Here is a 22080-nt window from a genome sequence, read left to right as displayed (position 1 = left end):
TCGCCAACGCAAAGAGGCTCCCAAGGGAGCCTCTTTCGTTTCAGCCAATGCAGCGATCAGCGACGGCTGATATTGAGCGGGCCGAAGGTCTGCGCCACCGGCATGATCTCGATGCTGTTGATGTTGACATGGGCCGGTTGCTGGCTCACCCAGAGCACGGTATTGGCGATATCTTCCGGCTGGATCGCCTCCACCCCCTGATAGACGGAGGCCGCCTTGGCATCGTCACCGTGGAAGCGTACGTTGGAGAACTCGGTGCCGCCGCACAGGCCCGGCTCCACGTTGGTGACGCGGATGGCGGTGCCCGCCAGATCGGCACGCAGGTTGAGGCTGAACTGCTTCACGAACGCCTTGGTGGCGCCGTAGACGTTGCCGCCCGGATAGGGGTAGGTACCGGCGATGGAGCCGATATTGATGACGTGGCCGCGATTGCGCGCCACCATGCCCGGCAGCAGCAGGCGGGTGAGCAGGGTCAGACCGCTGATGTTGGTGGCAATCATCTGCTCCCAATCTTCCAGATCCGCCTTGTGGGCCGGCTCCAGCCCCAGCGCCAGACCGGCGTTGTTGACCAGCAGATCCACCTCGCGCCACTCGGCTGGCAGAGCGGCGATGGCAGCACGGGTGGCCGCCTTGTCCTGCACGTCGAACGCCAGCGGCAGGAACTGCTTGCCCAGCTCGTCAGCCAGCGCAGCCAGCCGCTCGGCGCGGCGGCCGGTACCGATCACCTTGTAGCCCGCCTGCACCAGCTGACGGCTGATGGACTCACCAAAACCGGACGAGGCGCCCGTTACCATTGCTATCATCTGAACCTCCATTATCTCAACCGATATTGTTATTTATGTTGTTGAAACGAATCTGATTTATTCATCGCTCAATTCACGTCCGGTCGCCTTGCGCCAGATAAATACCGCCAGATGGAGCAGCAACAGGCCCGATCCACCCAGCGCAAACAGCAGACCGGTGAGGGCGTTGACCGAGGTGTCGGCGCCACACCACCACCAGACCAGCCAGCCGACCAGGCCGATGGCAAAGGTCTGGCCGGCGCAGAGCGGGCAGCGCCCCAGCTTGGCCCTGATGGCGGTGGCGAGGCAGTTGTCGCAGCTCATCCCCTCTCCTCTTCTCTCCTCTCTCCGGCCAGCTTAAGCACCAGCCGATGGGCATGCTGACCCAGGCCATAGTAGTCGGGCAGCCGCTGGGTGGCTTTGAACCCCAGCCCACGGTAGAGCGCCAGCGCTTCGGCGTTGGCATCCGCCACCTCCAGCCGGATCGCCCCCCAGCCAGCCTCCTGTCCTTCGCGGATCACCTGCTCCAGCAGGCGCCGCGCCCAGCCCTGACGGCGGATGGTCCAGCGAATGGCGAGGGTCTGCACGATGAGGCGATCCCACCCCTTGTGCTCCAGCAGGCAGAGATAGCCCATCAGCTGCTCCTTCTCATCCAGCACCAGCAGGGTGCGGCCTCTGGCCTGGGCGAGCAGATAGTGCCAGCGACTGCGGCCAAAGGCGACCTCGGGAGGAAAACAGTAGCGTTCCAGTTTAACGATGGCGCCCAAATCGTTGGGTCGGGCGGCGCGGACGGTCAACACGGGGAGTCCTTGTTCGGTTATTTATCCTCAGCACCAAAAATGCGACTTGTATCACAAGTTACCAAGGCAGAATATTAGGCACTGTAACCTCTTGTTTCCCCTCGCGCCATTGTCGTGCTTTCCGGTGCATCGAAGCCCACTGGGGATCCTGCCGCTTAAGGCAGTTTCATCTGTGGAGCCGAAAATATGAGTACCTACGTCATCGTCGAAGAGCTGGGCGACTGGCCCTGCCATGCCGATTATCTGCTGACTGCCCGCACCTACCTGCAACACGGGGTGCCCACCACCGGCGGCCGCCCCCGCATCATCAACCTCTGCCGCAATCTGGAACACCTGAGCGCTGGCTACTACTGCTCACTGCTGGCCCAGGCCCGCGGCCACCACTGTCTGCCGGGTTTGCAGGCCATCAGCCAGTTGCAACCCCAACAGCCACCGGCCAAGCTGTGGCGAAAATTGCAGGGCTGGCTGGCCCAGCAGAGCGAGGACCGAATCCGGGTACGCGCCATCTTCGGCCAGTGCGAACAGAGCGAGCTGGCGGGGCTGGCCCGCTACTACTACGGCCTCAGCCAGCTGCCGCTGCAGGAGCTGACCCTCAAGCGCGGCCGCCACGGCTGGTCGGTGCGCCAGCAGCAGAGCCTGTCGCCGCTGGCGCTGAGCCCAAGCGAGAAAGAGCTGATGCTGCACCACGCCCAGGCACTGGTGGGGACCGGCGACGAGGAGCAGGCAGCGCCGCTCTATCAGCTCGCCATTCTGGTCGACCCCAACGACGGCCGCGCCAGCAGTGATGCAGTGGCGCTGGATCGCTTTATCAAAGCGGCCGCGGCGCAGGGGATCCGGGCAGAGATCCTGGCGCCGTCCGCCATCGAGCGGCTGCCGGAGTTCGACACCCTCTGGCTGCGCTCCGAGACAGCGGTCGGCCACTACACCTTCGAATTTGCCCGCCGCGCCGAACAGCTGAAGATGCCGGTGATCGACAGCTCCCGCGCCATCCTCGCCTGCAGCAACAAGCTCTATCTCTACGAGCTGATGGTACGCAGCGGGGTGCCCATGCCGCCCACCATGGTGGTGACCCGCCGCGGCCGCCACCACGTTGACGAGCTGGTGCAGCGGCTCGGCCTGCCGCTGATGGTGAAGGTACCCGACGGGGCGCAGGGGCGGGATCTCGCCATGGCCAGCGACGAGCAGCAGCTGGCTCGCCTGTTGGACGAGGGGCTGGGGAGATCCGCCCTGCTGCTGGTGCAGAGCCGGATCCCCGCCGAGTTCGACTGGCGCATCGGCTTTCTCGATGGCTCGCCGCTGTTTGCCTGCCGCCGTTTCCGGCCCGAGCCCGGCAACCGCATCCGCCGCCGCAAGCACCCCCTCGACATGAGCCGGATCGAGGCGCTGCCGCTCAATGAGGTGCCGGAGCGGGTGTTGCAGACCGCCCGCCGCGCCGTTCATCAGCTCGGCAACGGCCTGTTCGGGGTCGATCTGCGCCAGCAGGGGCGTGACTGCGTGCTGCTGGAAATCATCGACAATCCCTGGATACGTGGCGATATTGAGGACAGAGAGGCAAAGGACCTCTACGAGCGCCTCGCCCGGGCTTTCCGCCAGCGGCTGGAGAACCGGGGGCAGAGCGCGGCCGGATAACAACAAGCATCGATTGCAGAGGTGGATATGATGACGACTGATTGGTGGGACATTGCGCCCCTTGGCTGGGAAAACATCCTGGTCTGTCTGGTGTGTGGCACTCTGGTGGGGCTGGAGCGCCAGCTGCGCGGCAAGCCGGTCGGCATCCGCACCTCCTCGCTCATCATCCTCGGCACCTACTGCTTTCTCGCCATCGGTGCCGCCCTCAGCCCCCAGAGTGCCGATCAGGCGCGGGTACTGGGCCAACTTATCACCGGCATCGGCTTTCTCGGCGCCGGGGTGATGATGACCCGGGATGGTCAGGTACTGGGGGTCACCTCCGCCGCCACTGTCTGGATGTTGGCCGCCCTCGGCGCCCTCATCGGCATGCAGATGCTCCATCAGGCGCTGCTGCTCACCGGCGTCACCCTCTCCATTCTGGTCGGCGTCGACTATCTGGAGACCAGCTTCAAGAGCCTGCGCCGCGGGGTACACAACCGGCTGGAGAGCTGGCGCAATGGCAATGGTCACCCACCAGCCGCTCCCCGCCCGGATGATCTGGGCAGCGGCATCGAGAAGTAGGACGACGTCGCAACGGGCATCGCCATGAAAAAGGGCTCCGTTATGGAGCCCTTTGCATTGGGTCGTGGTCGCGCTATTGCAGCAACAGGAAGCGGCCGGTGAGGGGTGGCAACGCCACCGTCACGCTGCTGCCACCGATGGCCAGACTCTCGCCGCTCTGCAGATCCACCAGCGCACTGCCGCTGCGCAGTTTGCCGACCGGCAGTGCATAGCTCAGGGGCGCGCTCGAGACGTTGAGCAGGTAGACGATCTGCTCTGCCGCCGTCTCCTTGATGTCGCCATAGAGGCTCCCCTCGGCCACCAGCTTGACCCGATCCCCCTGATAGAGGGCGGGGTGTTTGGCACGCAGAGCCAGCAGCTGGCTGAGCCACTGCTTGAGTTCTGCCTGTTCACTGCCCGGCACAAAGCCGGTGACTGCGGGTACCTTGCCGTCGCTGCGGGCCACGTGATCGTCGCAAAGTCCCAACGCCGCGCAGTCACCGCCCACCTTGGCGGCAAAGCCAGGCACCTCGTCGCCAAACTCCTCGCCGTAGTAGAGGGTGATGGGGCCGGAGCGGGCAGCGAGGAAGCTGAAGGCGGCCTTGTGGCGCTGCCAGTACTCCGCCGGATTGAAGTTGCCTCGCTCCAGCAGATCGCCGAAACGCACCAGATCGTGGTTGCCCAGCATCAGGTTCGGCATGGCGTGGCTCGGGTAATTCTCCACCTTGTTCCAGCTGGCGTCGAGCACGCTGGCCCCCTGCCCGCCCTTGCCGGACTCCTCCACCGCCAGCGCCTGCACCAGGCCATAGCGCAGCGGGAAGTCGAACGCCGAAGAGAGCGCCGGGTTGTCGCTGCTGCCGTAAGCCTGGGCGCGGATCTCGTCGGCCCCCTTCCACACCTCGCCCACCATGTAGCCGAGGGTGCCCCACTGCTGACCGGCCGCCTTGCGCGCCGCGCTGGCCAGCTCCACCTCGCGGCGAATGGCGCGCCACTCATCGAGGTTCAGCTGATAGGCCTGATCGAGGCGCCAGCCATCGATGCCGTACTGCTCGATCCAGTAGCGGGCCACCTCCTTGAAGTAGGCGAGACTCTGGGGCTGACTGTAATCCACCAGCTGACCCGGATAACCGGCACCGCCGCTCTTGAGGGCGGGCAGCAAGCCGGCCGGTGAAGGCTTGCTCACCCCCACCTTGTTGACGTGGCCAAACACCCCGTCGAGGAAGACGTAGAGGCCGCGCTGGTGCGCCCCGTCCACCAGCTTTTTCAGCTGGGCATTGCTGCCGAAGTTGGGATCGACGTTGAAGAAGTCGCAGGCGAAGTAGCCGGTGGCATCGAGCTTGTCATCACCCCCTTGCCCTGCGCAGGAGTCGAACACGGGGGTGAGCCAGATGGCGTTGACGTTGAGGCTCTTGATGTGGTCGAGGCTGTCGATGATCCCCTGCAGATCACCGTTGTGGCGGGAGGGGCCGTAACCGACGCCGTAGTTGGCGCTGCCATCACCGTCGACGAAGGACTCCACCATCACCTGATAGATGCGCAGATTGCAGGCGAGTTGCTCATCGCCGTAGCAGGCCCGACTGGCCGTGGCGACCGGAGGGTGAGTGACCGGCGGATTGACGACGGGAGGCGTACTCCCCCCGCCAGAACTTCCACTGCCGCCGCAAGCGGCGAGTAACAGGGCGGCCCCGATGAGGCCGCCATAACGCAACGTTCCCTGTTTCATTGTCATGTTCCCGCTGTGAGCACAAGTGTCTGAATGCACCTGCTTTTCGCCATGATAGCGAGCGCTCGCAGAGGGGTCTGTGACTGAAAACGTTACCCGCTCGTCTTGCTCAGAGCACGCCGTCGGAGGCAAAACGGTAGTTGACCGAGATCCAGTAGGCACGACCCGGCTCGGGAATGCGGCCGCTCTGCTCATAGCCCAACCCGGCCTGACTGCTGTGTACCGACTTGGAGAGGTGCTCGTAGTAGAAGGTGTCGAACAGGTTGTCTACCCCGGCCGAGAGCTGCCACCCCTTGGCAAACTGCCAGGCGCCGCTCAGGTTCATGGTGAAGAAGCCCGGGGTCTCGCCCTGATCCTGACCGGCGACCGTGCCGGAGCCCACATCCACCCGATCCTGCGCCGCCACGGCGCGCCCCAGCAGGGTGAAACTCAGCGCTTCGTCCGGCTGCCAGCCCAGCGCCAGCTTGCCATCGAGGGGCGGCATCTGGGCCAGCGGTTTGTTGTCGCTCTGGTTTTCGCCGTAGACCACCGCCAGACCACCATCGAGACGCCACTGCTCGGCAAACTGCCAGCGCCCCTCCAGCTCGCCGCCCCGGGTCTGGGCATCGATGTTGCGCACCTGGTTCGACTTGCTGTTGTAGAGCAGGTAATCCTTGATGTTGGCGCTAAAGAGGGAGAGGGTCAGATCCAGCTCGCGGCTGCGCAAAGCCAGACCCGCATCCCACTGGCGGCTGCGCTCCGGGTTGAGGGTGAACGGGGTGCTGTCCTTGTTGCGCTCCCAGTAGTCCGGCGCCCGCTCTGCCTGTCCCCACGCCAGATAGCTGGACCAGCGGGGCGACCACTGATACTCGTAGCGACCAAAACCGCTGTCGAGGTGCTCGGTCTCGCTGTAGAGGGTCTGATCACCCGCACCATAACGGGTGGTCTCGACCCGATCCTGACGATAACCCCCCTTGTAGCTGTGGGCCCCCTGCTGGCGCCCCAGCTCGGCAAAGCCGCCCTGCTGCTCGAAACGCAGGGTGCGCTGGCGATCCTTGGTGGCATAGTCGACGCCACTCCGGCTGCGGTGCTGATCCCGGTTGCTGTCGAGCCCGGCTGTCAGCAACCAGTCGGCTGGCAGAGCGATGTCGTTGGCCCAGCGCCCACCGGTGTTGCGGCGATCCGGGTTGGAGAGCATCTTCATGCCGCTGCTTGGCCGCAGACTGAAGTTGTCCATGATGTGGTCGATGTAGTTGTCCCACAGGGTCAGCTCGCTGCGCTGCCAGTGAGTGGTGATCTCCTCCTGCTTGAGCTTCAGCCCGAAGGATTCGCGATCAAACATGGGGCCATCCATGGTGCGGTCCGCATAGGCGGCGCGGGCATTGCTGCGCTCGGCGGTGAGTTCCAGCCAGGTGTGCTCCCCTGGCGTCCAGCCCAACTGGGCGGTGCCGTTCTCGCGGCGATAGAAAGAGCGTACCTTGTTGCCATGGCCATCGCGGTAATCGTCGCTGTCGGAGTGGGTGAACTGACCGCGCAGATAACCATCGGTCGAGCCTGCCGTCATGTCGACCATCTGGTCATCGCGGCCGAAGCTGCCAAAGAGGGCCGAGGCGTCGCTCTTGAAGCCCGGCGCCATAAACTCGGGTTTGTCCCGCTCAAACAGCACAGTTCCCGCCAGGGTGGCCCCCTGCTCGAGGGATTGCGGCCCCTTGAGCACGCGGATCCTGTCAAAGGATTGGGGGAACACATAGGCGGTGGGCGGGTCCATGCGGCCGCCACAGCCACCAGCCAACATGCCGCCATCCATCTGCACGTTGAGGCGGGACATCCCCATCCCCCGCAGCACGGGATCGCCACCCAGCCCCCCCTTGCGCACCATGCTCATGCCGGTGACGTTTTTGAGATAACCGGCACCATCGGCCGCCGGCATGGGAGAGCCGGGTTTCTTGGGATCGAGGGTGACCTCCAGGGTGCTGGCGGGGCGACTCGCCACGACCACCATGGTTTCCGGTTGCTGAATCTGCTCCTGCCCGGCGGCGCCGTGACAGGCCAACCCTCCCACCAGCAGGGCAAGGGGTGTGCGCATATGACAAGCCATACATTTTCCTTATGTATTTGTTTGTTATGTTTTTTTCATCTTGCCAGCCAAACCTTTCAGCAAGAGAAAGGTTTGGACTCTGGTCGCAAAAAAGGCCTGCTGCATGAGTGCGGCAAGCCTTGATCAGACGAAACAAAGCCAGGTTGGCAAAATGTTGCGCTGTTTTTACCCAATTTGATTCAGGAAGGCAAACGCCCAAACATTCCAGTAACAGGAATCTGGCGTTGGCTCACAAAAAGCAGGGATTAGCGGAAGGCTTCCCGCTCGTCCATCGGCATGATGAGGTGATAAACCTCATGGGCGGATAGCGTGCAGCCGACCGGCCACTCCAGCTGGTGGTGGCGGTTGATGAAGACCCGGGCGCAATGACGTTCCGTCTCCAGCGCAGCAAACAGCGGCTGACCTCGCCACGGGGTCAGATCCAGCACGCCAGTTGTGCCATCCGACAACACCAGAAACAGGCGCCATCCCTGCAAATAGTCGACATCGATAAAGACCGGCATCCTTCGGCTCCATCCAGATAATTCGCGGCAATTATAAATAGCCGTCATGGCGCTATTCGCGTGCCTGCTCACACTTCCGGCAGCAGGTTATGCTGTGTGCAATGGCGGTCTGATGTCACACTTTTGCATAAGCAGCACGCAATTTATCTCTTTTACAGCGAGCGGCTCGCAACCTTCTCCCCATCTCCTTGTCATATCTCCCAACAAAACAAAAAAAGCATCTGTGGACAGATGCTTACAGGCTCAATCAGGAACAACCATGACAACTCTGAAACAGCGGCTAGGCCCGTTCTGGCCTTTTGCCGTCTTCTGTGCGCTTGCCCTTGGCTCTCTGACTCTCAGCCGTATTGCGCTGGGTCTCTGGCAACTGGAGCGGGTCGATGCCGTCGCCGGCTGGCAGGAGATGCTGCTGCAAGGGATCCGGGTCGATTTTGCCACTCTCTGCTGGCTCTGGGGTGTCCCGGCCATGTTTACCCTGCTGCTGGCCGGGCCTCACACCATCGGTCGGGGCTGGATGCAGCTGATGCGCGTCTGGCTGACCGTCGGGCTCTGGCTGATGCTTTTCCTCGAGATCTCCACCCCCTCGTTTGTCACCGAATATGGCGTGCGTCCCAATCGCCTCTATGTGGAGTACCTCATCTATCCGAAGGAGGTGCTCTCCATGCTGTGGGCGGGCCGCAAAGCCGAGCTGCTGCTGGCGGTGGTCTTCAGTGGCGCCGTGCTGACCGGGGGCTGGTGGCTGAGTGGCCGTCTGCTGCGCGATCTCAGCTTCCCGCGCTGGTACTGGCGGCCCGCCTTCGCCCTGCTCATTCTGGCCATAGGTTTTCTCGGTGCCCGCTCCAGCCTGGGCCACCGCGCCCTGAACCCGGCCATGGTCGCCTTTGCCGAGGATCCGCTGGTCAACTCGCTCACAGTCAACTCCGCCTACTCCCTCTTCTTTGCCATCAAACAGATGGGCGCCGAGGAGGATGCCGGCCAGTTTTACGGCGAGATGGCAGACAAGCAGATCATCGAGCTTGTGCGTCAGGAGAGCGGCCGGGCCGCCCATGAGTTCAGCTCCGACACCTTGCCGAGCCAGACCTTCAACGAAGCCAGCTACAGCGGCAAACCGAAGAATCTGGTGATCCTGCTGCAGGAGAGCCTCGGCGCCCAGTTCGTTGGCTCCCTCGGTGGCCTGCCGCTCACCCCCAACATCGATGCCTTGTCGAAAGAGGGTTGGGCCTTCGAGCAGCTCTACGCCACCGGCACCCGCTCGGTGCGCGGCATCGAGGCAGTGCTGACCGGCTTCACGCCGACCCCGGCGCAGGCCGTGGTCAAACTAGGCAAGAGCCAGACCAACTTCTTCACCATCGCCGATCTACTCAAACAAAGGGGCTACGACACCAGCTTTATCTACGGCGGCGAGAGCCACTTCGACAACATGCGCAGCTTCTTCCTTGGCAACGGCTTCACCACCATCGTCGAGCAGAAGGATTTCACCAACCCGGTCTTCAAGGGATCATGGGGCGCCTCCGACGAAGATCTGATGAGCAAGGCTGACGAAACCTTCAGAGAGCTGCACAAACAGGGCAAGCCTTTCTTCAGCCTGGTGTTCAGCTCCAGCAACCACGACCCGTTCGAATTTCCCGACAATCGCATCGCCCTCTATGAGCAGCCCAAGCAGACTCGCAACAACGCGGCCAAGTATGCGGATTACTCCATTGGCGAGTTCTTCAAGAAGGCGAAACAGTCCGAATACTGGAAGGACACCCTGTTCCTTGTCATCGCCGATCACGACAGCAGGGTCGGTGGCGCCAGTCTGGTGCCCATTCCCCGCTTCCATATTCCGGGGGTTATCGTGGGCGACGGCATAGCGCCGAGAAAGGATCCGCGCATCGTCAGCCAGATCGACATGGCACCGACCCTGCTCTCCCTGATGGGGATCAGTGCCGACTATCCGATGCTTGGCAAGGATCTCACCCGCATGCCCGCCGACTGGCCGGGGCGCGCCATCATGCAGTACGACAAGAACTTTGCCCTGATGCGCGGCCAGGATGTGGTGATCCTGCAACCGGAACGTCCGGCGGAAGGGTATCGTTATGACGACGCCACCGAAACGCTGACGCCGGTGGCACAACCAGCCGCCATGAAAGAGGCAACGCTGGGGCTGGCGCTCTGGGGCAGCCTGGCTTATCAGAAGGGACTCTACCGGACGGCTAAAGATGAGCGAACAGCCGCTGCCGAGCAGGCGCCATCAACCAGCGAAACCAGATAGAAAAAAAACCGCCGAAAGGCGGTTTTTTTCACACTGGCGTTATGGCTGGGGGAAACAGGGCAGCGAGCGGCTGAACCTGTGCTCGAACACCAGCGAGGTCTCGAGGTGCACCACCTCTTCGCGGGAGGTGAAGTGATCGAAAACGAAGTTGCGCAGGTGCTCGGTATCGGCCACGCAGAGGTGCACCAGGAAATCATCCTTGCCCCCCATGTGGAACAGGCTGATCACCTCGGGCAACACCAGAATGGCATCGCGAAAATCGTCGATGATCTGGCGGCTATGGCGGGCCAGTTGCAGGGAGACCATGGCCTGAATGTGACCACCGAGGGCCTGATAATCGACCTCGCAGTGCGCCCCTTTGAGCACCCCGTCCTGTTGCAGCTTGCGTACCCGTTCCAGACAGGTGGAGGGAGCAACCCCCACCAGCGCGGCCAGATCCTTGTTGGTCATGCCTGCATCCCGAAACAGATGGGCCAGGATATCCAAATCCAGTTGATCCAGATTTCTCATCTTCACTCCTCTAACCGCTCAATTTTTTAGACTCTGCCCGTAAACCGGGCCAAACACAACGGCCATTGACATCCCCCCCGCCCTGCCTATGCTTGGCGCCATTCGCCGGGCTCGGTAAACCGGCCACCACACGAGGATCCGCCATGCACCCGTTTCATCCCTTCTGGAGCCTGGAGCTTCCCCGCGTCGATGGTCAGCTGCTGCTGACCCCCTGTCCGGGCACCCAGCAGGTGCCGCTGACTCTCGCCCTCGACCAGCTGCGACTGGCCGGTGCCCACGCAGTCATCACCCTGATGACTGACACCGAACTGGCTCGCTTCGACCTCGCCCACCTTGGCGTGCAGGTAGAACAAGAGGGAATGCGCTGGTTCCACCTTCCCATCGAAGATGATCAGGCCCCCGACTCCCGTTTCGAGCAGAGCTGGCAGCAACTTCTGCCCCGGCTGATCGAGCTGCTGCGCGATGGCAAGCATCTGGTCATCCACTGCAAGGGGGGAAGCGGTCGCACCGGACTGCTGGCCGCCCTTCTGCTGATCTCCCTTGGCCAGCCCCTCGACGAGGCAATGGCCACCGTCAAGGCCCACAGGCCCAAGGCATTCACTCTGGATACCCACCGCCACTGGCTGCAACAGCAGGCCGAACGGCTTGAGAGCAACGCCTGAACTACTTGCCGCTCTGGTCGTAGGTAAAGACCTTGCCGATATCCTCCACCCTGTAGCTGGTGAGCTGATAGACGTAGTAGTTGAGCCAGTTGGAGAACAGCAGATGGCCGTGGCTGCGCCAGCTGGCGCGCGGGGTCTGGCTCGGGTCGTTGTTCGGGTAGTAGTTGACCGGGATGATGGGGTCGAGCCCCGCAGCCAGATCCCGGCGATATTCACCGTCGAGGGTCAACGCATCGTACTCGGGATGGCCGGTCACGAAGACCTGACGACAATCCTTGGTGGCCGCCAGATAGACTCCCGCCTCTGCTGATTCAGCGAAAATCTGCAGATCGGTGTGAGCGCGGATCAGGTCGCAGTCGAACGCAGCATAGCGGGAGTGAGGCGCTACAAACTCATCATCAAAGCCGCGCAGCAGCGGCTCGTGTTCGTCAAGGCGGTGGTGATGATAGACACCGGAGAGCTTCTCGCCCCGGGTCTGCTTCTCCATGCCATACAGGGCTTTAAGCGCCGCCTGCACTGCCCAGCAGAGGAACAGGGTGGAGGTCACATGCTGATGGGACCACTCGATGATCTCGACGATGCGCGGCCAGTAAACCACCTCCTCGAACTCCACCAGCCCGAGCGGCGCCCCGGTGATGATCATGCCGTCATAGTTGTTGCCACGCACCTGCTCGAAGTCGTGATAGAAGTTCTCCAGATGCGCCTGCGGCGTGTTCTTCGACTCCCGATCGTCGATGCGCAGCAGATCCACATCCACCTGCAGCGGCGAGTTGGAGAGCATCCGCATCAGCTGGATCTCGGTCTCAATCTTCTTGGGCATCAAATTGAGGATCAACACCCGCAGCGGGCGGATGTTCTGGGTGACGGCCCGTGATTCCGTCATCACGAAGATGTTCTCCTGCCCCAGCACTTCGGCGGCGGGTAACTGGTCCGGGATCTTGATCGGCATGCTTACTCCCTGTACTGCATCGGTAAATATGTCTGGACATCCAGAAGCCTATAATAAAGCGCTCACCCTGTCATCAGATACCTTTTGTATTCACCCTCGCCTTTGACTAGCATACGGCTCAGTATCTCCCCTGCATCCAAGATAATGACCGGTATCAAGATTTCCGTAGATCGACTGCAAGTCGGCAACTATGTATCCCTGCCACTGGGGTGGCGCGAACACCCGTTCCTGTTTTCCAGCTTCAAAATCAAGAATGAAGAAGAGATCGAACTGATCCGTCGCTTGGGCCTGAAACTGGTGACCATCATTCCCGACAAGAGCGATGTACCGCCCAAGCCGCTCGACCAGGCACATGCCGCCACCCAGCCATCGGAAAACGCCGACGCAGCCCAGCGTCAGGCCCAGATGCAGCAAGAGAAGGATCGCCGCATCGAGCAGTTGCAGCTCTATCGCCGCAATCTGCAGCAGTGCGAAAAGCAGTTCCAGCAATCGCTGGCGCAGGTGCGCAGCGTGATGAGCAAGATCCAGTCACGCCCCCTCAACGCCATCGGCGAGGCGCAGGAGCTGGTCAACGCCATGACCGAGCAGCTGCTCTCGGTAGACGAGATGGTGCTCCATCTGGTCTCTGACGGCGAGGATGGCAACAACCTCTACTTCCACTCCCTCAATGTGAGCGTACTCAGCATGCTGCTGGCCAAGGAGTGCTGCATGACGGCCGACGAGATCCGCCAGGTCGGCATGGGGGCCCTGTTCCACGACATCGGTAAATTGAAGATCCCGAGCCAGATCCTGCGCAAGACCGAGCCGCTGACCAAGCCTGAGCAAAACCTGATGGCCCAGCACCCGCGCTACGGGCTGGATCTGCTCAATCTGGCCAAGGATTTTCCGGCCGAGGCCAAGGGCATAGTGCTGCACCACCACGAATATCTGGATGGCAGCGGCCCGGAGGGGCTCAAGAAGGGGCAGCTCGATCCGCTCACCCAGATGGTCTCCCTCATCAACGAATACGATAACCTCTGCCACATGCAGGCCAAGGTGCCCTACTCGGCCCTGAGCGGTCTCTACAAGCAGCGCAAGGCCCAGTTCAATCCGGAGTACCTCAGCATGCTGATCCGGCTGATGGGGATCTACCCGCCCGGCAGCGTGGTGCAGCTCTCCAACGGTCAGGTCGGGCTGGTGATGTCGGTCAACGCCTCCCGTCTGCTCTACCCCTCGGTGCTGGTGTACGATCCGCGTATCCCGCGTCAGGAGGCGGCCATCATCGACCTGCAGCAGGCCGAGCTCTCCATCGCCAAGGTGATCCATCCCAAGCGGTTGCCGCCAGCGGTGTTTGAGTACCTCAATCCGCGCACCCGGATCAGTTACTACTTCGAGCACAACAAGCCCTGATCCCCGCAGGCCAGTAGCCATCTCTTTTCCCCGTTTCAGCACAAGGAGCCCGCCATGCGTATCGAGATCATCAGCACCGGAGACGAGATAGTGACGGGACTGGTGGTGGATACCAATGCCGCCTGGCTCAGCGCCCTGCTGCTGGAACAGGGCTGGCAGGTGCGCCGCCGCCTGACGGTGGGGGACAACCTCGCCGACCTGAAAAGCGTGCTTCAGGAGAGCGCCAGCCGCGCCGAGGTGGTGCTGGTGTGTGGCGGACTCGGCCCCACTGCCGACGATCTCACCGCACAGGCTGCGGCCGAGGCTTTCGGCCAACCACTCACCCTGTTTCCGGACTGGCTCGCCACCATCGAAGCACGCTACGCCAGCCGGGGCCGCCCCATGCCAACCAGCAATGCCAAACAGGCCTGGCTGCCACAGGATTGCGAAATCCTCGACAACCCGGTCGGTACTGCCTGCGGCTTTGTGGTGACGCACACTGGCCATCAGGGTCTAAGCCAGCTCTTCTTCACCCCGGGCGTCCCCTTCGAATTCAAACAGATGGTGCGCGAACAGATCTTGCCGCGCCTCAAGGTGCTGGCTGGCGCCCGGACCGACACCGAGCTGCGCCGTTTCTACACTTTCGGCGTCTCCGAGTCAGCCCTCAGCGATATGCTGGATTCGGCCCCTTGGCCCACCGGGATCGAGCTAGGCTACCGCTCATCGATGCCACTCATCGAGCTGAAACTGATCGGCCACGGCGCCAGCACGGCAGACATGGATGCAGCCGAAGCGCGACTGCTCGCCACCATCGAGCCTTGGCTGGTCGGCAGAGGGGATATCGAGCCGGCGCAGCAGATCCTCGCTCTGCTGGGAGAGAAAGCACTCACTCTGTATGAATGTGAGAGCCGGGGGGCCTTGCTTGCCATGTGTCATGAATACGCCGCGCTGGAGGCCAGCTTTAGCAGCACCTTGAGCTGCGAGCTTGCCCAGCTATCGGGCACTCTCCATGGAGTGAGTCTGACCATAGGCCGGGCAGGGCCGGACGGCGTGCCGCTGCTGCTCTGCGCCGATGGGCAACCGTTTGGTCAGACCCTCAAGGTCAACCACCCGGATCCCGAGAGCCGCCGCAAGATCCTCGCCTTTGCCGCCCTCGACATGCTGCGCCGCCATCTGCAGGGATTGCCGGTACTGGCCGATTACCTCACCCTGACCAGAATGGCCCAGCTCGGCGACTGACCTACGCTGCAAACAAATCCTGAATCTTCTGCACCGCACAGGCTCGTTTCCATGATCCGGCCTCGGGCCGGGTCATCTCCAATCAGCACTGTCATTTCTTACGATCCCGTCACCCATTTGCACTCAATCCATTGACCTTCCAGCAGAAATATCCAAATACTGCACACTCTTCGGCTCAGTGATTCGCTTTATCCATCATTGAGAGATTTAATGACAGTAGAGGGGCACTTCCCTCTCCCACCCAGCAAGGAGAGCCGGTGTTAAGCAAAGAGTGGCTGCTGCTATCAAGTGACATGGATCAGGTCTGCCTGCGCATCGCGCCGGGTCTCACCAAACCTGTCACCGAACAGGATGTGCAGACCTTGCTGCTCGCCTCCAACTGCCGCCGCTATCAACCTCTGACGGAAGGGATCAAGCAGTCGGTAGCCCTGCTCAACATGCTGCAAGGCAACCCTGCCACCTCTGTTCCAACGACTCCCATCCCCATCGCCAAGCGGCACGATGCCAAGGTGCTTATTCTGGTCGAGAAAGACCGGATGAGTGCCAGCGCCCAAATCACCGCTGACTGGGGTGGCAAGTATCTGACCCTCGAACAGCTGCAAGAGGCGATCTCCATCAGCGAGGTGAAGCAGGGGGTCAGCGAGGCTCTGCTTGCTACCGCCATCCTCTCCGCCAAAGAAGCGGCCCCCGGCAGCATGCTGAAACTGGTCATCGCCCGCGGCCAGGCCGCCGTCAACGGTCAGGATACCCGCTACGAGCGGCTGGTAGAGACTCCAGCCGAACGTATTCTCAAACCTCAGGCGCTGGATCATGGCCGGGTCGACCTGAGGGATCTCGGCTCCATCGTCACCGTCAAGGCAGGTGCCCAGCTGATGCGCCGTCACCCGGCAACTCAGGGCGTCCCCGGCTTCACCGTGACCGGTCAGGAGCTTCCCGCCAAGCATGGCAAAGACAGCCCGATGAGCGCCGGAGAGGGCACCTTCTTCTCGCCCGATGACCCGGACCTGCTGATTGCGAGCCGCGCAGGTCTCCCCTGTCAGGAGAAGGCGGGAATGAAGGTGGATGAGGTGCTGAGCGTGAAGCGGGTGGATGCCCGCCACGGTCACATCACCTTTGAGGGAGGACTCATCGTCAATGATGATGTCAATCCGGGTATGAAGATCTCGGTCAGCGGTGACATCGTCATCGGTGGCTTTATCGAAGGGGGCTGGATTGAAGCGGGGGGAACTATCACGGTGCGTCATGGCATCATTGGTCGGCGCAATGAACAGGGCGAGTACCTCTGCCAACTCAACGCGCAGGGGGAGATCCACGCCAGCTATGCTCAGTATGCCCAGCTGGAGGCCGGCGGCGATATCCAGATCCAGACCCAGCTCAGCCACTGCTACAGCCGCAGCGGTCAGGACATCAAGGTAGGTGACGGCGGGATGCGCAAAGGGAACCTCCTGGGAGGGCTCGCCATAGCCAACCGGCTCATCATCTCTCCTGTGCTCGGTGCATCGGCCGGCAACCATACCAAGCTGCAGATCCTCGGCGGCTACTTTACCCACAAGGAGCAGGAGCATCAGCTCAAGCAGCAGCAACAGCTCTGTCAGGAGCAGCTCGACAAGATCAAGGAGCTGGTAATGCGGCTGGTGCAACTCCCCACTGAAAAACGCAATCCCGATACCCTGCGCAAACTCAAACCAATCCGCGAGCGCCATCAGCAGGAGCTCCGCCAGCTGGAAGAGCAGCTGGCCGCCAACCACGAAGAGCTGCAAAAGCTGATGGCAGAGATGGACATCATCGCCACCCAGCATCTCTTCCCCGGTGTCGAGGTAGAGATGGCCCATCACCACAACCGGGTCGATATCGAACACGGCCCCATCCATTTCTGCATCCGGGAAGATCAACTTCAGATGATCCCCTATGAGGCGCATAAATAGGTCAAGCTGACCCTATTCATATCAGTAGCAACCGTGATCCGGCCGCCGATTTTCGCTACACTCGCCACTTCCCAGGCCCCATTGGGCGGGCCGCCCAGACTCAGGTAGTGAATGATGTACAAGCTGATCGCATTGGATATGGATGGCACCCTGCTCAACCCGCAAGGCCAGATTACTCCCCGCACCCACGCCGCCATCACGGCTGCTCGTGCCAAAGGTGTCACCGTGGTACTGGCCTCTGGCCGGCCGCTGGAGGGGATGAGTCGTTATCTGGTCGAACTCGGCCTCACCGGGGAGCATGACTATGTCATCTGCTACAACGGCGCCTTGGTACAGCAGGTTGCCGATCAGCGCATCATCCGCAGCCAGCTGCTGACCGGCAGCGATGCCAGCGCCGTCGCCAAACTGGCCGACGAGCTGGAGGTGAACGTCCACGGCTTCTCCGTCACCAAGGGGCTTATCAGCCCGCGCGTCAGCCGTTACACCGAGCATGAATCCCGTCTGATCGGCATGCCGATTAATCTGATCGATTTTGCTACCCTGCCGGCCGACGAGCAGATCATGAAGGTGATGATGATCGACGAGCCCCCCCAGCTCGCCCGCGCCATAGAGCGCCTGCCCGCAGAGCTCTATGAGCGCTACACAGTGGTGCAGAGCGCTCCCTTCTTCCTCGAATTCATGAACAAGCAGAGCAACAAGGGGACAGGGGTTGCCGCACTGGCCGATCACCTTGGTCTGACCGCCGAGCAGGTGATCTGCGTCGGGGATGCTGGCAATGACCACCATATGATCGAATACGCAGGACTGGGTGTCGCCATGGGTAACGCCACCGATGAGATCAAGGCGCTGGCCCAGCATACGACGGCTTGCAACGATGAAGATGGCGTGGCTCAGGTGATTGAACAGTTCATCCTGAACGCCTGACGAGTCAGCGAGAACGCTGTATTCAATAAGAAAATAAAACGGGGAGGCTTCACAGCCTCCCCGTTTTTATCTCTGTCAGCCACTCACTGAGTGGCCAGACACTGGGTATGGGAACCCGGTTGCAGATAGGGGATCAGCAGCGGCGCCATTCCCTTGAGCACCTGCACCGGCAACGCGGAAGTGAACCGGAACTTGTCCGATTGACTGCCCGGCACATAAGCCGTCAGCGTGCCGAAGTGATCATCCCCCAGATAGAAGACGAAAGTCGCGGTACGGTTGCGAGCCTGTGAGCTGGTCACATTGCCATAACGCCCGACCGTCTCGATCCGGTTGTCACCGGTCCCCGTCTTGCCGCCCATTGCCAGCAGGGTGCCATCTGGCATGGTAAAGGCGCCGGCAATCCGCTTCGCCGTCCCCCCTTCGACAACCTTGGAGAGTGCATTGCGCAGCGCTGTCGCCACCTCGGCCGGCAAGACGCGCGTTCCTTCGGTATGAGTCGGATCGAACTCGGTCTCGAAAGGGGTTCCTCTGGCAAACGAGAGATGTTCGATGCGCAGCGTCGGTACCCGGATACCGCCATTCTGGATAATCCCCATCAACTCGGCCAAGGCTGCCGGACGATCGCCTGAGCTGCCCAACGCGGTCGCCAGCGACGGCACCAGATGGTCGAACGGATAGCCCAGCCGCGCCCAGCGTTGATGGATATCGAGGAAGGCCTCAACCTCCAGCATGGTGCGGATACGGCTGTCACGGGCACTGCGGTGACGGGTCTTGAACAGCCAGCTGTAAACCTCCTGGCGCTCGTCACGGCTTGCCGCAACCGCATCGGCAAAGGTCGCCTTGTCAAACTCCCTAAGGTAGGAGAGCAGCCACAGCTCCAGCGGGTGCACCCGCGCGATGTAGCCCTGATCAGGCAGTGAATACTTGCCGGGGCCGTAACTGACATAGAGCTGCTCGACCCGTTTTGCACTCAGCTTCTCATTTGGAAGTCGCTTGGCAATGAAGGCGGAGAAGGTCGCCAGGTCGGCATCCGGCATCAGATAGCGGTGAACCGCCGCCAGACGCACAGCACTTGGCTTCAACCCATCCAGGAAGGTATCGAGCTGATCATCGGCGCTCTTGCCGTGATACTTGCGCCAGAAGCGCAGCAGATAGGTCTGACCCTCCTTGTCGGCAAATTTCGCCAGATACTCCTGACGGCGGGGATCCTTGTCATCCTTGAGCAGTTGAGCACGGTTCCCCTCCTTGTAGAGGCTGTAACGCACGATGTCGCGCAGCAGGCGGACAAACGGCAGGTTGATGGACTCGCGCAGCGCATCGCGGATAGCCGGGATGCGACCGTTATCCTCTTTGCGGAAGTTGTTGAAGGTGTGCATGCCACCACCGGTAAAGAAACCTTCGCTGGGGCTCGCTGAGTATTGGCGATCCAGCGCGGCTTCCAGCATCAGGGGCAGGCTCTTGTCCTTCGCCGTCATCAGATAGGAGATGGCCCAACGGCTGAGGTTATCCTGAGACGCATCAGCCAGTTTGCGCAGACTCGCAGCCGGCATGTCGGCATAGTTGTCATGCAGCTCGGCGACTATCTCCAGATACGTGGTCAGTACCCGCAGCTTGGCAGTGGAGCCCAGCTCCAGCTTGGAACCTTCGTTGATGTCGAACGGCTGATCGGTGTTGTCGGTCTGAACCCGTACCTTGAACCCTTCCGGCGACTTCTCGAACAGGGTGAAGCTATAGCGCACATCACCGGTCTTCTCTGGCGAAAGCAGGCGCTCACCAAACAGACCAACCTGTGCCGCAAAAGTGGGGTCGGCGAGCTGCTGCAGATAGTGAGAAATCTCGTTCTGCAACGGCATATTGAGGCTGGTCTCTGCGGTCAGATCCATCCGGTCGAGATCGTAAAGTTGCACCCCGAGCTGTCGGCTAAGACGGGTACGCGCCACCTGCAACCCCTTGCTGTTATTGACCTTGGTCACCGCCGGAGATTGCAAAAAGTCACGGAAAGTCACCTTGGCCTTGAGGGCAGCTTCCATCAGCGGAGGCGTAATCATCCCCTCCTGCACAAACAGGCGCAGATAGCTGTCGGTCAGCGTCGCCAGTGAGCTCCGTCCCTGAGCCAGATAGTAGGAGGGACGACGGTGGGCGATCATCAGAGACACCACCTGACGCAACGCAAGCCCCTGCTCTGCCAGCGAGGCATTCTGGTTGCGAGCCGGATCCAGCAGACGGTTCACATCCTCGACATTGGCACCAAACCAGACCCAGAGGCCATCACCCAACCCATGCACCTCGCCGTAGCCGGGAGCTGCAGAAAGGGGCACCGAGTTGAGATAAGCCCATGCTACCAGTTTGCGCGCCTCCAGTGTTTCTGGCCCAAGACGATAAGCTCGCACGCTGGCAGATGCCATCTGGCGGATCTTCTCGGTGGGGGACATGGTCAAACCGTCAGGTGAGTGACGATACTTCTCCACCTGAGTTGCTAGGGTACTGCCGCCAGCAGATTGATCCTGCATATCCAGCGCTTTGCCTACCTGAGAAACTGCCGCTTTGGCAAAACGGGGCCAATCCACAGCCGGGTTGGCCAACGGCTCCTCATTGCTCAGCAGGTCGCGGTTCTCGATAAAGAGCAGCGACTGGATGATGAGCGGCGGGATCGAGGCAAAATCCGGATAGTGATGGGTCGGATACCGGAACTGGTAGAAAGGCTCGGCGCGACAATCATAGAGCGACAGCCCGGCCTGAACCTTCTCGGTATAGGGGACAAAGAAGCCGCGCTTGGCGTAGTCGTAGAGCGCATCGGAGAAATGCACTTGCTTGCTGACCTGATAGCCTCGCTGCAGTAGCCGCTCCTGCATCATTGGCAGTTGTACGTAGCCAAGTCGCTTGTCGAACGGGCCATCTTCAGGGAAAGCGATCTGCTTGCTCTGACCGGGCTCAACCTGATAGGTGAGCTTGGCGGCATAGCGCGAGATCTCCTGAGATTGCAGCTTCGAGGTTTTCATCTCGTAGCCAACCAGAGCGATCACAGCCCCAAGACACGCGAGGAAGAGGAAACAAAACAGCCAGCGCCACCAGGAACGACGCTTGCGCTTGGGGTTCCCGTCCGTGCTCTGGACAGATGAATCTTGAGATGCCACTTGTGTCAAATCCGTCTGTTCTGATGCGCCCATAAAAGCCCCACCATGGTTGCGCAATTTATTGTGTTTCAATCAAGCTTAGTCGTTTCAAGTCAATGGCTTGAAACTATTGACCGCTTTGCATTGATGGTAACAGGGCAACTCTAAAAAGGGGAGCCGATTGTTGCAGGAGTGTCAGAGATCAGAGCTGATAACAAAACACCGGCCAATGGCCGGTGTTGTTTAACAAGGTAAGCGAAGCATTACTTGTGGGAACTCATGCTCTTCAGCTTGGTGCTCAGCTCTTTACGCTCTTTGGAGAGCTCAGCATTCTTGATGATGTGGTCATCCACGCGCTCCTCATAGTCAGTACGCATGTTGGCGATGATGGCCTGCACTTCATCAATGCTCATACCCGGCTTGATATAGTCACTCAAGTTATCGAGCAGCAGTACACGCTTCTGGTTGTCACGGATCTTCTTCTCGTTATCCGCAATTTCACGCTTGAGTTTGTTCTGGCGACGGGACATACGCACATATTCCAGTACATCGCTGAAGGTGGACTTGTTTACTTGTTCCATATCGATACCACTAGCTTAAGGTTGATAAAAACTGGCCAAGTTACACCTGAAACCCGGCAAACTCGGCGCGGGACAGGCAAACTCAAGATGCCCTTACTCTACCGAGTTATAAGCGAGATACAACCCTAATCGCGCACCGCAAGCCAAAAGCAGACCAGTAAAAAGAAACAAGCAGGTTGAATTTACAGACGACAAAGCCCGGTTATGTAACCGGGCTTTTCTATCGATTCAGACATGCAACGCTGTGGCCAACGTGAAAATTTCCCATAGCAAAAAGGCCTTCCCATTCAGGAAGGCCTTCAAATTAGTGGCGGAGCGGACGGGACTCGAACCCGCGACCCCCGGCGTGACAGGCCGGTATTCTAACCGACTGAACTACCGCTCCGCTGTCTGGTTAGCATTTTGCTAAATTGTCTGCTGCTTCTTTTGAGGTGTCATCCTCGCAGCCAGTGATGTGATTCTTCACATCGCTGTTTAATTGTGTGCCTGGCAGTGTCCTAC

The 22080-nt window shown here is 60.8% G+C and carries 18 protein-coding genes and 1 tRNA gene; 8 read left to right on the top strand and 11 right to left on the bottom strand.

All coding sequences use genetic code 11. The annotated features are described in order from the left end of the window. Window positions 1-56: 56 nt before the first annotated feature. From LG31_RS0116660 to LG31_RS0116650, 3 genes are read right to left on the bottom strand one after another with little or no spacing between them, the layout of a single operon-like run. Window positions 57-803 (bottom strand): SDR family oxidoreductase, encoded by a 747-nt coding sequence (locus LG31_RS0116660; RefSeq protein WP_033115557.1) that lies wholly within the window; start codon window positions 801-803, stop codon window positions 57-59. 57 nt (window positions 804-860) lie between these two features. Continuing rightward, window positions 861-1106, bottom strand: coding sequence for a DUF3624 family protein (locus tag LG31_RS0116655; RefSeq protein ID WP_033115556.1), 246 nt, complete (start codon window positions 1104-1106; stop codon window positions 861-863). Continuing rightward, window positions 1103-1582 carry a GNAT family N-acetyltransferase gene (locus LG31_RS0116650; protein WP_033115555.1) on the bottom strand — a complete coding sequence of 160 codons (480 nt, stop codon included), beginning with the start codon at window positions 1580-1582 and terminating at the stop codon, window positions 1103-1105. Before LG31_RS0116650 ends, LG31_RS0116655 begins: the two co-directional genes overlap by 4 nt. Before the next feature lie 186 nt (window positions 1583-1768). Between LG31_RS0116650 and LG31_RS0116645 the strand changes: the two genes are divergently transcribed. Next, on the top strand, window positions 1769-3211 hold the full coding sequence (locus LG31_RS0116645) for a RimK family protein (RefSeq protein ID WP_033115554.1): 1443 nt from the start codon (window positions 1769-1771) through the stop codon (window positions 3209-3211). Between the two features lie 27 nt (window positions 3212-3238). Then, window positions 3239-3772, top strand: a complete 534-nt coding sequence (locus tag LG31_RS0116640) for an MgtC/SapB family protein (RefSeq protein WP_033115553.1) — start codon at window positions 3239-3241, stop codon at window positions 3770-3772. 73 nt (window positions 3773-3845) lie between these two features. On the opposite strand, the gene LG31_RS0116635 is transcribed toward LG31_RS0116640, so the two are convergent. From LG31_RS0116635 to LG31_RS0116625, 3 genes are all read right to left on the bottom strand, one after another. Continuing rightward, the gene (locus LG31_RS0116635; RefSeq protein ID WP_033115552.1) at window positions 3846-5474 is read right to left on the bottom strand and encodes an alpha-amylase family glycosyl hydrolase; all 1629 of its coding nucleotides are present in this window, start codon (window positions 5472-5474) and stop codon (window positions 3846-3848) included. Between the two features lie 109 nt (window positions 5475-5583). Then, window positions 5584-7551, bottom strand: coding sequence for a TonB-dependent copper receptor (locus tag LG31_RS0116630; RefSeq protein ID WP_033115551.1), 1968 nt, complete (start codon window positions 7549-7551; stop codon window positions 5584-5586). A 245-nt stretch (window positions 7552-7796) separates the two neighbouring features. Beyond that, a complete protein-coding gene (locus LG31_RS0116625; RefSeq protein ID WP_033115550.1) occupies window positions 7797-8054 on the bottom strand; it encodes a DUF2442 domain-containing protein in 258 nt (85 codons plus the stop codon). A 259-nt stretch (window positions 8055-8313) separates the two neighbouring features. On the opposite strand from LG31_RS0116625, the gene LG31_RS0116620 reads away from it, so the two are divergent. Continuing rightward, a complete protein-coding gene (locus LG31_RS0116620; RefSeq protein WP_050513480.1) occupies window positions 8314-10308 on the top strand; it encodes an LTA synthase family protein in 1995 nt (664 codons plus the stop codon). A gap of 39 nt (window positions 10309-10347) precedes the next feature. On the opposite strand, the gene LG31_RS0116615 is transcribed toward LG31_RS0116620, so the two are convergent. Next, window positions 10348-10818, bottom strand: a complete 471-nt coding sequence (locus tag LG31_RS0116615; RefSeq protein WP_033115549.1) for an Lrp/AsnC family transcriptional regulator — start codon at window positions 10816-10818, stop codon at window positions 10348-10350. Between the two features lie 143 nt (window positions 10819-10961). Here LG31_RS0116615 and LG31_RS0116610 point away from each other — a divergent pair, with 143 nt between their 5' ends. Continuing rightward, window positions 10962-11480, top strand: coding sequence for a phosphatase domain-containing putative toxin (locus tag LG31_RS0116610; RefSeq protein ID WP_033115548.1), 519 nt, complete (start codon window positions 10962-10964; stop codon window positions 11478-11480). 1 nt (window position 11481) lies between these two features. Here the strand turns inward: LG31_RS0116610 and metA are convergent, their stop codons facing one another. Further along, complete coding sequence (gene metA, locus LG31_RS0116605) at window positions 11482-12429, bottom strand: homoserine O-acetyltransferase MetA (protein ID WP_033115547.1); 948 nt, start codon at window positions 12427-12429, stop codon at window positions 11482-11484. Between the two features lie 144 nt (window positions 12430-12573). Between metA and LG31_RS0116600 the strand changes: the two genes are divergently transcribed. The 4 genes from LG31_RS0116600 to yidA all read left to right on the top strand — a co-directional run bounded on the left by LG31_RS0116600 (window position 12574) and on the right by yidA (window position 17885). After that, complete coding sequence (locus tag LG31_RS0116600) at window positions 12574-13818, top strand: HD-GYP domain-containing protein (protein ID WP_033115546.1); 1245 nt, start codon at window positions 12574-12576, stop codon at window positions 13816-13818. Window positions 13819-13872: 54 nt separating this feature from the next. Then, entirely contained in the window at window positions 13873-15036 is a 1164-nt protein-coding gene (locus LG31_RS0116595; RefSeq protein ID WP_033115545.1) for a CinA family nicotinamide mononucleotide deamidase-related protein, read from the top strand. Between the two features lie 257 nt (window positions 15037-15293). Further along, the gene (locus LG31_RS0116590) at window positions 15294-16961 is read left to right on the top strand and encodes a FapA family protein (RefSeq protein WP_033115544.1); all 1668 of its coding nucleotides are present in this window, start codon (window positions 15294-15296) and stop codon (window positions 16959-16961) included. 114 nt (window positions 16962-17075) lie between these two features. After that, window positions 17076-17885 (top strand): sugar-phosphatase, encoded by an 810-nt coding sequence (gene yidA / locus LG31_RS0116585; protein ID WP_033115543.1) that lies wholly within the window; start codon window positions 17076-17078, stop codon window positions 17883-17885. A gap of 83 nt (window positions 17886-17968) precedes the next feature. On the opposite strand, the gene LG31_RS0116580 is transcribed toward yidA, so the two are convergent. From LG31_RS0116580 to LG31_RS0116570, 3 genes are all read right to left on the bottom strand, one after another. After that, window positions 17969-21052 carry a transglycosylase domain-containing protein gene (locus LG31_RS0116580; protein WP_033115542.1) on the bottom strand — a complete coding sequence of 1028 codons (3084 nt, stop codon included), beginning with the start codon at window positions 21050-21052 and terminating at the stop codon, window positions 17969-17971. Window positions 21053-21261: 209 nt separating this feature from the next. Then, window positions 21262-21579, bottom strand: a complete 318-nt coding sequence (gene tmaR / locus LG31_RS0116575) for a PTS system regulator TmaR (RefSeq protein WP_033115541.1) — start codon at window positions 21577-21579, stop codon at window positions 21262-21264. A 308-nt stretch (window positions 21580-21887) separates the two neighbouring features. Further along, window positions 21888-21964: transfer RNA gene (locus tag LG31_RS0116570), tRNA-Asp, on the bottom strand. Between the last annotated feature and the right edge of the window lie 116 nt (window positions 21965-22080).

Source organism: Aeromonas lacus (assembly GCF_000764665.1).
Classification (GTDB): domain Bacteria; phylum Pseudomonadota; class Gammaproteobacteria; order Enterobacterales; family Aeromonadaceae; genus Aeromonas; species Aeromonas lacus.
The sequence above is the reverse complement of the archived record's forward strand: the minus strand, read 5'-3'. Positions and strand labels throughout refer to the sequence as shown.